Origin of the sequence: Bacillus sp. ABP14, assembly GCF_001831375.1 — a bacterium.
GTDB lineage: Bacteria > Bacillota > Bacilli > Bacillales > Bacillaceae_G > Bacillus_A > Bacillus_A paranthracis.
On sequence record NZ_CP017016.1, the window covers coordinates 972576 to 985733 of the forward strand.

Genomic DNA, 13158 nt, shown 5'->3' on the forward strand with positions numbered 1-13158 from the left:
ATTTTTAGTTTACTGTATATTCTATACATATGAGGTTAATATAACGTCTCATTATCGGTAGCAAGAAAAAGGCGAATTCCAAATTTCAAAAGGAATTCGCCTTTTTCTTTTTCTATAACCCTATCCATATCTTTATACATTCCTATCATGGCAGTACCCTATTTATAGGTTATGAGAAAGGGTATTTTTTGCACTATTATCTATTCTTGGATATTATTAATAATATCTATATGAACTTATTTTTTTATTAAAAAGGTTTGGCGGTGTGTAAAATGATGAAAGGGATTAAAAATATTGAAACGAAAGAACCGATAAACATGTTTCTATTTATTCCCTGCAGTACTCTTTTGTTTGATAATATTTATCAACATTTTATTCTTGGAAAGGATTTTACACTAGAGAAGCTTTTATTTGAATTCGTATTTTTATTTATTTTCATTTCATTTTTTTTATGTAATAAGTGTTTACAAAAAATGAATAAACAAATGTTTACAAAATATATTTTTCTTGGTGTTAGTATTATTTATCTTTTGGCATATGATCTTATGTTTATACGTGATCCAGGTTCGTCTTTACATATCCCATATTTAGAGTGCTTCCTAGTAATTTCTGCACCTTTATTTTTAAGTATTCATTATCTTCTAACGGTATCTATTTGTATGGTATGTAGATTTTTAATTGCTATTTATTATTTTGAAATTAATTATCCAATATCATTAATATTATTGTTTCTAATCATTTTTGTTACGTCATTTTTTGTATTTCTTTCATTAAAATTTTTAGTACAAAAAATTAAAGTATCCTATGAAAAACAAATGAAAGAAACAGCTTTATCGATAATGAGGATAATGGAATTAAAGGATCAATATACGAAAGGACATAGTGAACGTGTAGCCAATTATGCTACGATTCTTGCTAAAGAAACAAATGAATATGATGATAATTTTTTAAAACAATTTCATTTTATTTGTTTATTACATGATATAGGGAAAATAGGTATTCCGGATGATGTTTTAAAGAAAGCATCTTCTCTTACAGAAGAAGAGTATAATCTTATTAAGACACACCCACAATTAGGATTAGAAGTTTTTAAAAATATATCTTTAATAAAAGGTAATGAAGACATAATTCTTTCTCATCATGAAAGATGGGATGGAAAGGGCTATCCTCAAAAACTAAAAGGAAATCAAATACCATTATGCGCAAGAATTGTTGCAATAGCAGATGCTTTTGATGCGATGACTTCTTCAAGAGCGTATCGTTCGGCTCTATCTCCTGAAGAAGCGTATAGACGTATTATAGAAGGATCTGGTACACAATTTGATCCTTTCATGGTAGAGATTTTCAAAAAGGTATTTCCTTTGTGGGAAAAAATGGTCCCCAATTCTTTTCGTTAAAAACACATGTCTGAAATCGATTCTTATTTCAGGTATGATGAATAAGAAAAATGAAAAAACAAATTCAATCGTGATAAAAATTTGGAACTAGATAATGAATAAGGCATATAAAGAAAAGGTACCCATATAGGTACCTTTTCTAATAGTTTTTTAGCAGAAACAACTGCATCCGATAATGATCAATAGAATAAATAATACAACTAATAAAGCAAATCCTCCAGCGAAAGCAAAGAAGTTAGGTGGGGGATCAACTGCCCATAAAAGTCCGATTGGTTCAACTAATAATCAGTGGAGGATAAAGAACCCCCCGCTGATTAAAGTTTCACTTTATTATGCACTGTTACATACTTCTCTAAATTCCTCTATTTTTCATTTGATAAAATGGAATCCTAATATTACCAAGAATCAAATAAATATTTCTACATATTCAAGATATTTACATAAATTACAAAAGTGATACATTTAAGTTGTAAGCTATAAAAACTATTAAAGGGGGATTTATTATGTTTAAGAAATTAGTAGTAGGGCTATTGGCAACTGGTATTGTATTAACAGGAGGAATTGGAGCGGCTTCAGCTGATACGCAAAAAGCTGTGAGTTCTCCGAAGCAAGCAACATGCTCAATTCCTTATGAGTATTCTAACGGTAAATTCAAAAGAACTCTTTATTACTCAAATGGAGTATATGCTAATAGTTTTAATGAAAATGTTTGTGGCGGGACGATTACATGGTATTTAAAGCATGTTCAAAATGGAGTTGCTTTTTACGAAGGTAATTTAAAATAGTAGATTCTTTGAACCTCATTTATTGAGGTTCTTTTAGTTTTTAAACTGATTCTTCACAAAAAAAGACACCTAAAGGTGCCTTCCTGCGACTTTTGTAAGTATCTTTTACGAAATTATGATTGTTTTTTATTTTGTATTTCAATCAGTTCATCTGGTAGCGTTTTTGTATAATATTCTTTTTCTGTTAGTTCAAATATAAATAATGCTTTTTTCCAGTTATAAACAACCTCTTCTACATTATGTTGTTTAATCTTTAATAAATATTGACCTTTTAAATAGAATAGTTCACCTAATAGGTATAAAGTATTTAAATTAATTGCTAATTTTATACCCTTATCAAGGTATTTTATTGCCTCTTCATGTTGATATATGGAGTCTAAACATTTTGCTAAATTTAACATGATTTTTAATTTAATTTCTTTATCTCTAGGAAAATCTAACTTATTAAAATTAGTTAAACATCTTTTTAATATATTAATACCTTTTTCATAATTTTTATTTTCTGCATAAAATATAGCCATTGTTTGCATAATATCTATTTCTCTTTCTGATAAAAAATCAGAATTAGTTAAAGTCAGTTTTAATGCATTATTTAAAAGATCTAAAGCAGTTTTTATTGATCTATCCACCATAAATATAGCAATTGCTTCGTGCCATATTAGAAACTGTTTCTCTTCTTTTGTTTGAAAATTATTTAAGTTTTTCTCTTTTTTTACTATTTCATAAAGTTCTTTATATTGTTTTTGCTTTAAGCAGTCTTTTATTACGTATTTTACGTTTTCTACATATTTTAATCTTTTGTTTTGAGTTAGTGCAAATATATTATTTGGATCAATACCAAGTCTTTCTGATAATTGATATAACAATATACTAGATGGATAAATCATACCTTTTTCAATCTTGCTAATTTGACTTTGTGAACATATTCCATGACATAATTCGGATTGTGATATATTTTTTTTCATTCTAAGTTCTTTAATGATAATACCCAAATCGTTAAATTCCATTTTTCCACCTACTATCTAGCACTTTATTTGTAAAAGGACATCCTTTTACCTTAATGTAATGTAAAAATAATATAGTTGCAATTATTGTTTGGTGTAAAGGGCTTACCGTTTTTATAAGGTGGTGAGGATTTTAGTATGTACAAAGAAGATACCCAAAGGTGCCTCCTGCAACTTGAACCATCTTAATTTTAATAATATGTATTGGAAGCTCATACGAATATTATTTTACCATGTTAAATACCTAAATTCATTGAGAGAAAGATATAACTCATTATTCATTCTGTCAAAAAGGATTTATCTAACGTAACGTATGAATGTTCCATAAAATGTATCAAAAAAAATGAATAAATCGTGATTGGCATGAAAAAAGGGTTTTTACTATTACGTAAGAACCCTTAAACAAAGAAAAAAGTCGTATGTGCCTCTATATTAGAATCGAAATAACATTTTTAATATTCAATTATATATAGTTTTCTATATAACTTAACGTGATGAAGTTAAATAAAAATGTTATTTTAATACAAAACGAAATTGAAAGTTAGCAAGCAATACTTAAATAAGTAAAAGCGGCAAATCCATAAACTAATAAGCTACTAGTAGCAAGGAATTTTATAATTTCATTTGTAGAAATAATAGTTAAACATATTGCTATAGATGCACCTATAAAGAATTGGTACTTCGTATGTATATTTGTAAGATTAATTATTACAAGTACAGTTAAGAAAAGTGAAATGAAGTTCAAATATCTTTTCATTGTCATATTTCCTTTCAATATTTGATCTGTATTTATTATACCGGATTGTACCAGTAATAACATACTTTGTAATAGATCGTAATAGAAATCTCATTTTGCCATAAATAAAAAGGCGGTTGTTTCCGCAACCACCTTTCAGCAAAATAAAGCACTTTTTCAGAAATAAAATATGAATAATTCCTGAAAATGTTATAGGATATAATCCCATTTTTATAATTCAAGTGACGAGCTTAATTTATAAGAAAGGAATGACTACATTATATGAAAGCTTGTCTAACAAGGTTTCATATAAAAGAGCAGCTAGCAAGGGCTAACTGCTCAATACAAGGAGATACAGAGAAAACGAAATGAGTTTTGGCATACAGCCTATCAACATTATGGACATAATATTGAGTTTTATTCGAAGGAATTCATATTTTATAAATTAGATTACGATAGTCGATATTCTCCATATTGACCAGAAAAGAACCAAGAATTCTAGTGAAATTCCAAGTGTTCTTTTCCTAGTTTTTTGAAATTCTTTTATTAAATAGCCAATAGCACTAATTGCTATAAGAATGAAAAGAATAAGTTCTAGTGTAACTGGCATTTGATCCGCTCCTAATATATTTATTTGTTATATAAGGATTATAAGATGTTTTTGAGGTTAGTGGTGAAAAATTCAGCAAAACTATCTCTATATGAAAAAAGATTCTGCTGTCTCCAACAGAACCTTTTCTAAAATGGCAAAGAGTAACTCTTACCTTACTCTTTGTTTATATACTACAGGAGTGTTAATGAAAATCCAAGGTTTCTTATATTGAGAAATAAAGAAGAATTATTTTAAAGAATTTGATCATTGTTATAAATAAAGGAGCAGTTAGCAAAAACTAACTGCTCATCTCCAAGGGGAAACCAAGAACAAACAGCTATTATAGACGATTTAAAAAATCATACTATTGGTTTAGGATTAGTAAGGAAATACATTGCTCTACAGAAATTAGAAAAGGCTATAGCTTGTATAATGAAATAAGTAATGATATGGAAAGGAAGCAAACGCGAGAGTCTCTTATTATCGTACTAGATAAAACGATAAATAAGTTTATAAAAATAAGGAATATAAGAAAGGACCCGCTGGAGTTTGGGTCCTTTTAGAAGTGATGATGTTTTCTCGGATTAGGAAACTGAGAAAATACAAAAATATAATACATCGAGATTTAGAGAATTTCAATACTAAATTAGAGGTTACCATGAGGGAGTTATAACGACTTACTACTTATATATTCGCAAGTAAAACAACATAATATTAATACGGAAAAATATATTAATATGAGTTTTTGCATATTTCAAAACTTAGTGTATCCTTCAAAAAATTTTAATAGTATAATATGTTTTGTCATATTCTTTTAGATTTTTCGACAAAAAATAACATAAATAGAGAACGAATTGGGAGAAGGAATTATGTACACAAAACTATTAAAATCAATTACATCATTAACACTTATTGGTGGTGCTTTACTGTATACAAACGGCAGTGATGTGAAAGCTGCTGAGGCGGGTGTTTTTTCTGACGTGCCTACATCACATTGGTCGTATCCGGCGATTAAAGATTTAGCGAGTAAAAATATTATTTCAGGTTATGGAAATGGGAAGTTTGGTTTCGGTGATGTTGCGACGAGAGAGCAAGTTGCAGCTTTAATTTATCGTGCGCTGTTACCGAATAAGCAAGGTGGTACGTTTAGTAATGATGGTGCTCGTTACGTATTACAAGATGGATCTACTTTAAACAATCCGTATCGAGATATTCGCGCAGGATCTACATTGTTTCCAGAAGAGGTTTTAACGTTAACGAAATTAGGGATTTTTAACGGGGATGGAAATGGAGGTTTTAGACCGAAAGATTCTGTTAGCCGTGCAGAAATGGCGCAAATTATTAAAAACGCTTTTCAAGTTTCGGCTAAGCAAAAGCATACATTTAATGATGTTCCGAATGGTTTTTGGGCAGAAGGGGCGATTAGTGCGGTGCAGTCAAACGGGATTGCATCTGGTACAGGCGACGGGAAATTTGAACCTGCTAAAACGGTAACGCGTGAACAATATGCACAGTTTTTATATAATGCTTTGCAGTATAAAAAGCCTGCGGTTGCGGTGCAAGATACAGGAGATGCGGCATTATTAGCAGCATTTAAAGATGAAGTACAGAAGCGTATTAATGCGTATGAAATGAATATTACACTGCCATATAAAACGACAAACAGTAATACAAAAGAAGTGATGAATACACTTTTTAACGCCTATAAAGAAGTGGCAAGTAAAAATGAGTATACAAATAATAATAGATCGAATGTTTCATATGGACTTTCTGGATCACCTGGAAATTATACGTTTACGCTGAAAATTACATATCGTGAAACGAAAGAACAAACAGAATATGTAATGAAGCAAGCAAAAGCAATTGTTTCTTCTATTACACAAGTTGGGATGGATGATCACGAAAAAGTGAAAGCGATTCATGATTATGTCGTAAAACATGTTTCTTATGATACGTCTTATAAAGCTTACACAGCATATGAAGCACTTGTAAATCGTTCTGCTGTTTGCCAAGGTTACGCACTATTAACTTACCAATTATTAAAAGAAGCGGGAATTGAGAATCATTTTGTAGTAGGAACTGGAGACGGTCAGCCTCATGCTTGGAACTTAGTGAAAATCGAAAACAAATGGTATCACCTTGATACAACATTCGATGATCCTGTGCCAGATGAACAAGGCCGCGTAACATATTCTTATTTCAACTTATCAGATGAGCAAATCGCAAGAAATCATGAGTGGAACCGCGGGGACTATCCGCAAGCTACAACAAATTATTATAGTACATTAACAAATAAAATTGCTGCAGGTGGTACGAAAATCCCTGCCTATCAGCAAATATTAAAAGATACAAAGTTAAACTATTTAGGAAATGAATACATCGCAAATAACTATAACGAATTAAAAAATAAAATGCAGCAACGTTATAACGAAAAGTCACCAAAGATCGAAATCCTTTATAAACAATCAATGGATGGCGCATTGCAAGATGTGAAAAAAGCAATTGGGGAAATCGGTTATCCGCAAGGGGCGAACCGTGTTTCTTATAAAGCGGAGCCGTATAATGCGAAAGAAGGATATTCTTTAGTGACGATTACATTTATGTAAAAAAAACCTGGATCCTATGGGATCTAGGTTATTTTTTTAAACTTAATTTGACATATACAGTCTAACTGTATAAAATCAAACTATACAGTTGAACTATATAGTTTAGCTATATATTTATCGTTACATTGGAGGTCTTTATGAATAGAGATAAAAATTTACCATTAACGGAAACGACGTATTACGTTCTTTTAGCTTTATTAGAGCCAGCACATGGTTATTTAATTATGCAAAAGGTGGAGGAGCTGAGTAATCATCAAGTGAAAATCGCAGCGGGTACATTGTATGGGGCGGTTGAAAATTTATTAAAACAAGGGTTAATAGAATCGGTAAAAAGTGAAGATAAACGAAGAAAAGTGTATGCCATTACGGAACGTGGGAAAGAAGTATTGCATTTAGACTTTATGAGAATGCAGCACATTATTGCAGTTACAAAAAGTTTATTACACGTATAGTTAGGGGGAAACGATTATGTGGAAATTGAAATTCTTTTTAGACTTTGAGAAAGAGGAAAAATGGTTAGAAGAGATGGCTTGGAAAGGATATGAACTAGAAAGTAATACATTTGGTTATACATTTAGATATACAGAACCAGAAGATGCGACGATTAAAATAGACCATAGGGTATTTAGTAGAAAAAGTGATTTTATGAATTACTGCACATTATTTGAAGATAGTGGCTGGGAGCATATAGCCGGTAATTGGTGGTCAGGTACGCACTATTTTAAAAAGGTAAATGAGGAAAGCGAAGATGACATTTTTTCAGATCAAATGTCACGAGCAGGGAAATATAAACGTCTATCTAAAACATTTTTAGAATTAGCTATATGCTCTATTCCGATATTAATCCTATTTATGTTTAATGACACGATTCGTTTAGGAGCACTTGCAAATCCGAAAGAACTATATTTTACGCCAGGACTATGGGATAAGCAAGGTGTATCATTTCTATGGTCATTCTTATTTGAAACACCATTTGCATTGATGAGAGGCTTTGCATGGTTGTTTATTCCTACTGCAATTGTTATGTATTTAATTTGCTCATATAAAGCACATCGGTTGTATGAAGAGAGAAGATGAAAACAAGCACTTATCAAGTAACATTAAGATAGGCAGAGAAGTATATATTTTTTCTACCAATATGTAGTTCCATTAGGAGATTGCTTATAATGGAATTTAATACATACACAGTAATGCTTATGTTCTTAGCCATTGTCTCAAGCAAGGACTTTTAGGTGTTATTACTACTATTGTTCTTTTGTTAATCGCTGTATGGACTACAAAAAGACCTCATACAGAAAACCAGCACAAGTAAATTATTGTATTTCTCAATAAACAAAAATAACTTAACATGGTAAAATAATAGTTGGATGGGAGTCCAATACATATTATTAAAATTAAGATGGTTCAAGTCGGAGGAAGGCACCTTAGGGTGTCTTTTCTTTATTTTGCTAATGAATAGATTGTCCTCTTCTATATAACTCTTTAAAATATAAAATGTGCCATCTTTGCCCTTCCCTTAAGAAGGGAGGGACAGGAATGAAAAAACGTAAAAAAAAGGCGACCAAAAAGGCGAAATCCCAGTCTTTTGTAAGTAATCTAGCATCGTGGACGACAGTACTGAGAAATATTCATTACTTCTTCACGCAAAGCCAGTTTGTAAAACATATAATTCAATTCATCAAAGAACAAATTGGAATGTAAAAAAGTGCTGCTATGATTAGCAACACTCAACTCAAAACTAAAGTAGATGGAACACTGAGCTGAAAGTACTGACCATACTTTCTTCGCACAAGACCAAAGTGATTTAGAAGCGGCAAAGGTGTCAGTGTTCTATCTTCTACTAAGATTATATTTTATTTTGTCCATAATAGACCTATATATACGTTAATAAAAAAGAAATACCCCAGCGACCAACCGGGGTATTTCATGACCGATAGGAATGAAAAAACTTGGCGACCAAACCTAGCTTTTGTGTTATTCCCATAAAATTTAAAAACTAAGCAACATCTTGTTGCACTTTTATTGTATCATTATCTTTCTCTTATTGTAATACATTAGATTATTTTTTAGATAAGAGTCCAATACATATTATTAAAATTAAGATGGTTCAAGTCGGAGGAAGGCACTTTAGGGTGTCTTTTCTTTTTTCTAAAAGAGAGTTTTGCTTTCAAGAAGATACATTTTCAATGGATTACTACCATGAGTATATAGATAAAGTCCATCAAAACATGTATGTTCATGAATATGTAAAATTACATAAAATTTCCGAGAAAAAGAGAGTATACTTTCTTATTGTGTAATAAAGATAAAGCTCGCCTACGGAAATAGGCGAGCTTTTTTAACATATAAAGAAAAGACAACTTTTCAAGTACCTTTCTTTGAGTTGAAACATTTTACTAGGTTAAGTTTTGTGATGATTATTTCTTTTCATTTAAATGAACTAGAGTAGTACATCACTTTATTTTTAAGCATCCTTCTCAACAAATATGAATATTTTCATTATCCTTTTCACTACAAAGGGTAGTAATTTAGAAGCTAAAAATGCAAGCACGAAAGCAATTGCCCATGTTTTTATCCATGATTTGAGAAATAAAGCTGTATACCCAACGTTCATTGAAACCATGACGAAAGAGATAATACTAGATATACCTAAAATCATAAAGAGATTAAAAATTATCGGTTCAAATTTTTTATTGATTTTCAAAATTAGCACCTATTTTCTATATATACTTTGCTGTCCGATTTCACCAACATCTAATCTTACAGTTTGAAATCTATGTTGTCCAGCTTGTTGTACTTTTCTGCAATAGCAATTATTGAGATGTTAACTAGTTTGTCTGGGATGGGAACTCATGATATTGCTATCAAGCTAAGGTTGTATAAATGAACACTTTATCTTTTTTATAGCATCGAAGTTCATTTTGGGGGCGAATGTAATATTACATCATTAAAGTATTAGTTACACTTGAATCTCTGCATATCGCATGTCTTTTCCAATAGTTTTTTAGCAGAAGCAAGCAGCTCCAACGATGATTAATAAAATAAACAACTAATAAAGCAAATCCTCCCGCGAAGCCATAACTATCACCAAAGCCGAGAACAATTCCTCCTTTAAATAGGAGGGGGAAAACAAAGGATCAATTATGTGTTTTAACGGATTCCATTTACTTTATGTATTTATGAATGGAGCGGGTTCTTTTCAAAATAGATTTATTCTTTGAAGGAGTTCAAGGACAAAATAGGAGAATCTATATTGTTCTTTAAGAAGGAATAAATAAAAAACAAAATATCCAAAAATACAGATAGAAATCCGCTTTTATACCTTTCATTAAAATAATACTAGCATTATATATTGTAAGGAATGCTTATCCTTAATTGTAAATGAAAGGGGGGATTGATATGAGTTATGGCTATGATCATCCTCCTGAAAAACATCATAAACATCACAATGAAACTTTGTCAACGGGTGTATTACGTAGACATTCCGCTACGTTGTTTCTTACTGTGGAAGCTATGAATGTTGATCCAGATGATACTCATACAGTAACTGTTGAAATGTTTGATTGGTCATCGGGTTCTCCGGTATTGTTACCATTAGTAGACCCTTCAACACAGACATTGGCACCTAATCGACGTGTTACTTTTCGTTCAGCAGCTCTTCCTTCAGGTGTTTTTGCTTATGAAGTAAGAATCATTCGTTCGAAAGATAGAGATGTTGTTACGAATGTTTTTGGTCTTAGTGCAATAGTATTTAACCCACAAGAAGGAAATAATGTTTTACAACATGATTTAGCAAAATTAGATCTTAAATAGCTTTTATAAAAGTTTATTTATTGGACAAGATTAAAAAAGAGTAGGATGTAATCCTACTCTTTTTTAACATCAATTATATTAAAATTTTAAAAGAAATCCTTCATCATTTTCACATCTTTAATATTCACTGTCACACCTTCAACTTTATCTTTCTTCTCATCTTTAGCAATCGTAATTTGCTCCTTATTATCAACCCACACAAGAAATTCTTCTTTTGTGTCATCTTTATATGTAACGGTAATAGTAGAATGTGCCGATTCTCGCTTTTTTTGATCTAAAGTGATTGTTTTAGGCGTGCCTTTTTGAACTGCGGAAACGATAGATTGTATCATTTCTTCGTTGTCTGTTTGAGATTTTGAAACGTTGTTATTTATTGTGCTAAGTATTTCAATGTCTGTAATATTTGCGGATTTTAATTGAAAGGTAGTTTGTGTATGTTCTTGCTTAGCTTGTGAAGCTTTATCTGTAGATAAGGTGCTTGTACAGCCTATTAAAGTGAAAGATAGAGCGGTTAGAGCGCATATAGATATAATTTTTTTCATAGTATCCCTCCTCACGCTTAATTGTAACAATTTTCCGTTAATTTAGGTAGTTATTGTAAGGAGAAGATGTTTTTAAAATGGTAAATGATGTTGTTCATTCTCTATTAAAAGCAAAATTCACATAACTTTTTTCAAATTTTATGTTTAACATTTCGAAAATAGGTGTACTACATATAATATAACAAATAATTCATTTTAAAGGAGGAAGTTAAAGATGGAAACGAAGTATAGTAAACCTTTTGTATATGAATTTATTACGGAGAAAGAGGTCATGAATGCGGCGAATGATCTAGTGAAGAAAGGAATAGACCAAAAAGATATTTACGTATTAACACATGAGAAAGAAAGGACAGACAGAATTGCAGACAACGCAGACGTGAATACAATTGGAATAAAAGAGGAGGGACTTGGGACAAGCATTATTAACGTCTTTCAAAACACGGGAGATCAGTTAAGAAATAAGATGCAAGAGTTAGGACTTAATGAAGAAGAAGCAAACTTCTACGAAGAAAAGCTAGATGAAGGGAAGATCTTGTTATTCGTTAAAGATTTAGAGAGAGTCGGTGAATGGTTACAAGAAAGAAGATGCATGTATTCTATTTAAATTTGTATCCTGTAAATCTATAAATCTATTACGAAAAGGAGATGGGAAATATGAGTGAGAGCGGACTAAAAGAACAAATTACTGGTAAAGTGGAAAAGACAAAGGGACAAGTAAAAGAAGGAATTGGTGAAGTTACAGAAGATAGAAAGTTGAAAAATGAAGGGAAGTGGGACAAGACGAAGGGAACGATAAAAGAAAAAGTCGGAAAAGTTAAACAAAAGATAAGTGATGGGTTGGATAATAAAGAATAATACATGTTTATCAAGCTTTGGTTACATACCAAAGCTTGATAAATCCAATATAAAACGAATATAGGAGGGTTAATTGTGGGACTTATTATTACGTGTATTGTAGGTGGACTTATTGGTGCGTTAGCTGGAATGATTACGGGAAAAGACTTTCCTTTAGGTATAGTTGGTAATGTGATTGCCGGATTAATCGGATCTTGGGTAGGTAGTGCGTTATTTGGTCATTGGGGTCCTGAATGGGGAGGCATCTTTATTCTTCCAGCGTTATTAGGTGCAATCGTCTTTATTTTAATTGTTACATTCTTCTCTAGAATGCTACGGAAAGCGTAAGTATGATAATGAATAGTAATCTTAAGTTTATTATATATAGTTATAAAGTAAATAGAATGATAAATATACATAAAAAAGCATCCAATTCAAATAATTTGGATGCTTTTTTATGTAATCTGCATAGGAATGAGCGGGGGATGAAGGCCCCCGCTCATTGAAATTACACTTTCTATTTATGTATTAAGCCATCGTTACTTTTTTACAATTATTTATTCTTACGACCTGCCTTGGTTCTATATGAGGTAAGTCCTCGCTATTACCTATATCCACTACAATCGTATTCGTTAGTATATTAATAATGGAACCAACTAATTTTGTAGCATGATCGTGTCGATAAGAAAATTGAACGAAATCTCCCTTTTTAAAGTTGTGCTCTTCCATAGATAGATCCCCCTAAAAATAATGTTTATACATTATACATACACAAATTTATAAGGTTTAAACATTTGGTATTATTTTTTACGTGTTAAGCCGAGAAAGGTGTGGAAAATTTATTTATAA

The 13158-nt window shown here is 31.1% G+C and carries 15 protein-coding genes and 2 pseudogenes; 10 read left to right on the forward strand and 7 right to left on the reverse strand.

Annotated features, from left to right (window positions below; translation table 11 throughout):
* Positions 1-272: 272 nt before the first annotated feature.
* Complete coding sequence (locus tag BGI23_RS05020; protein ID WP_070805391.1) at positions 273-1397, forward strand: HD-GYP domain-containing protein; 1125 nt, start codon at positions 273-275, stop codon at positions 1395-1397.
* A gap of 150 nt (positions 1398-1547) precedes the next feature.
* Here BGI23_RS05020 and BGI23_RS28605 read toward each other — a convergent pair.
* Positions 1548-1622 (reverse strand): annotated as a pseudogene (locus BGI23_RS28605) (YjcZ family sporulation protein); the annotation flags it as partial.
* A 278-nt stretch (positions 1623-1900) separates the two neighbouring features.
* Here BGI23_RS28605 and BGI23_RS05025 point away from each other — a divergent pair.
* Positions 1901-2182 (forward strand): LCI fold-containing protein, encoded by a 282-nt coding sequence (locus BGI23_RS05025; protein ID WP_016133803.1) that lies wholly within the window; start codon positions 1901-1903, stop codon positions 2180-2182.
* Between the two features lie 113 nt (positions 2183-2295).
* On the opposite strand, the gene BGI23_RS05030 is transcribed toward BGI23_RS05025, so the two are convergent.
* Positions 2296-3189, reverse strand: coding sequence for a helix-turn-helix domain-containing protein (locus BGI23_RS05030; protein WP_070805392.1), 894 nt, complete (start codon positions 3187-3189; stop codon positions 2296-2298).
* Positions 3190-3727: 538 nt separating this feature from the next.
* Complete coding sequence (locus BGI23_RS28920; protein ID WP_000833256.1) at positions 3728-3943, reverse strand: hypothetical protein; 216 nt, start codon at positions 3941-3943, stop codon at positions 3728-3730.
* 1440 nt (positions 3944-5383) lie between these two features.
* Between BGI23_RS28920 and BGI23_RS05045 the strand changes: the two genes are divergently transcribed.
* The 4 genes from BGI23_RS05045 (at position 5384) to BGI23_RS28290 (ending at position 8821) form a co-directional block, all read left to right on the forward strand.
* Positions 5384-7120 carry an S-layer homology domain-containing protein gene (locus tag BGI23_RS05045; RefSeq protein WP_070805393.1) on the forward strand — a complete coding sequence of 579 codons (1737 nt, stop codon included), beginning with the start codon at positions 5384-5386 and terminating at the stop codon, positions 7118-7120.
* 137 nt (positions 7121-7257) lie between these two features.
* Positions 7258-7572, forward strand: a complete 315-nt coding sequence (locus BGI23_RS05050) for a PadR family transcriptional regulator (RefSeq protein ID WP_061131459.1) — start codon at positions 7258-7260, stop codon at positions 7570-7572.
* A 13-nt stretch (positions 7573-7585) separates the two neighbouring features.
* The gene (locus BGI23_RS05055; RefSeq protein WP_070805394.1) at positions 7586-8197 is read left to right on the forward strand and encodes a DUF2812 domain-containing protein; all 612 of its coding nucleotides are present in this window, start codon (positions 7586-7588) and stop codon (positions 8195-8197) included.
* Between the two features lie 459 nt (positions 8198-8656).
* Complete coding sequence (locus BGI23_RS28290; protein WP_000746318.1) at positions 8657-8821, forward strand: hypothetical protein; 165 nt, start codon at positions 8657-8659, stop codon at positions 8819-8821.
* Positions 8822-9584: 763 nt separating this feature from the next.
* On the opposite strand, the gene BGI23_RS05060 is transcribed toward BGI23_RS28290, so the two are convergent.
* Together BGI23_RS05060 and BGI23_RS28840 are read right to left on the reverse strand one after the other, a co-directional pair.
* On the reverse strand, positions 9585-9824 hold the full coding sequence (locus BGI23_RS05060; protein ID WP_000700215.1) for a DUF2798 domain-containing protein: 240 nt from the start codon (positions 9822-9824) through the stop codon (positions 9585-9587).
* Positions 9825-10124: 300 nt separating this feature from the next.
* A pseudogene (locus BGI23_RS28840) lies at positions 10125-10224 on the reverse strand (YjcZ family sporulation protein).
* 295 nt (positions 10225-10519) lie between these two features.
* On the opposite strand from BGI23_RS28840, the gene BGI23_RS05065 reads away from it, so the two are divergent.
* Complete coding sequence (locus BGI23_RS05065; RefSeq protein ID WP_000120198.1) at positions 10520-10933, forward strand: hypothetical protein; 414 nt, start codon at positions 10520-10522, stop codon at positions 10931-10933.
* A gap of 86 nt (positions 10934-11019) precedes the next feature.
* On the opposite strand, the gene BGI23_RS05070 is transcribed toward BGI23_RS05065, so the two are convergent.
* Complete coding sequence (locus BGI23_RS05070; protein WP_070805395.1) at positions 11020-11475, reverse strand: hypothetical protein; 456 nt, start codon at positions 11473-11475, stop codon at positions 11020-11022.
* 214 nt (positions 11476-11689) lie between these two features.
* On the opposite strand from BGI23_RS05070, the gene BGI23_RS05075 reads away from it, so the two are divergent.
* The 3 genes from BGI23_RS05075 (at position 11690) to BGI23_RS05085 (ending at position 12657) form a co-directional block, all read left to right on the forward strand.
* On the forward strand, positions 11690-12079 hold the full coding sequence (locus tag BGI23_RS05075) for a YflT domain-containing protein (protein WP_000448812.1): 390 nt from the start codon (positions 11690-11692) through the stop codon (positions 12077-12079).
* A 50-nt stretch (positions 12080-12129) separates the two neighbouring features.
* Positions 12130-12330 carry a CsbD family protein gene (locus tag BGI23_RS05080; RefSeq protein ID WP_000004269.1) on the forward strand — a complete coding sequence of 67 codons (201 nt, stop codon included), beginning with the start codon at positions 12130-12132 and terminating at the stop codon, positions 12328-12330.
* A gap of 75 nt (positions 12331-12405) precedes the next feature.
* A complete protein-coding gene (locus BGI23_RS05085; protein WP_000522902.1) occupies positions 12406-12657 on the forward strand; it encodes a GlsB/YeaQ/YmgE family stress response membrane protein in 252 nt (83 codons plus the stop codon).
* 180 nt (positions 12658-12837) lie between these two features.
* Here BGI23_RS05085 and BGI23_RS05090 read toward each other — a convergent pair whose 3' ends face one another.
* On the reverse strand, positions 12838-13038 hold the full coding sequence (locus tag BGI23_RS05090; protein ID WP_070805396.1) for a methyltransferase: 201 nt from the start codon (positions 13036-13038) through the stop codon (positions 12838-12840).
* Positions 13039-13158: the final 120 nt, after the last annotated feature.

Excerpts from the sequence above, each read along its gene's own strand:
- BGI23_RS05020 (WP_070805391.1), top strand. The coding sequence starts at position 273 with ATGATGAAAGGGATTAAAAATATTGAAACGAAAGAACCGATAAACATG.
- BGI23_RS05025 (WP_016133803.1), top strand. The coding sequence starts at position 1,901 with ATGTTTAAGAAATTAGTAGTAGGGCTATTGGCAACTGGTATTGTATTA.
- BGI23_RS05030 (WP_070805392.1), bottom strand. The coding sequence starts at position 3,189 with ATGGAATTTAACGATTTGGGTATTATCATTAAAGAACTTAGAATGAAA.
- BGI23_RS28920 (WP_000833256.1), bottom strand. The coding sequence starts at position 3,943 with ATGAAAAGATATTTGAACTTCATTTCACTTTTCTTAACTGTACTTGTA.
- BGI23_RS05045 (WP_070805393.1), top strand. The coding sequence starts at position 5,384 with ATGTACACAAAACTATTAAAATCAATTACATCATTAACACTTATTGGT.
- BGI23_RS05050 (WP_061131459.1), top strand. The coding sequence starts at position 7,258 with ATGAATAGAGATAAAAATTTACCATTAACGGAAACGACGTATTACGTT.
- BGI23_RS28290 (WP_000746318.1), top strand. The coding sequence starts at position 8,657 with ATGAAAAAACGTAAAAAAAAGGCGACCAAAAAGGCGAAATCCCAGTCT.
- BGI23_RS05065 (WP_000120198.1), top strand. The coding sequence starts at position 10,520 with ATGAGTTATGGCTATGATCATCCTCCTGAAAAACATCATAAACATCAC.
- BGI23_RS05070 (WP_070805395.1), bottom strand. The coding sequence starts at position 11,475 with ATGAAAAAAATTATATCTATATGCGCTCTAACCGCTCTATCTTTCACT.
- BGI23_RS05075 (WP_000448812.1), top strand. The coding sequence starts at position 11,690 with ATGGAAACGAAGTATAGTAAACCTTTTGTATATGAATTTATTACGGAG.
- BGI23_RS05080 (WP_000004269.1), top strand. The coding sequence starts at position 12,130 with ATGAGTGAGAGCGGACTAAAAGAACAAATTACTGGTAAAGTGGAAAAG.
- BGI23_RS05090 (WP_070805396.1), bottom strand. The coding sequence starts at position 13,038 with ATGGAAGAGCACAACTTTAAAAAGGGAGATTTCGTTCAATTTTCTTAT.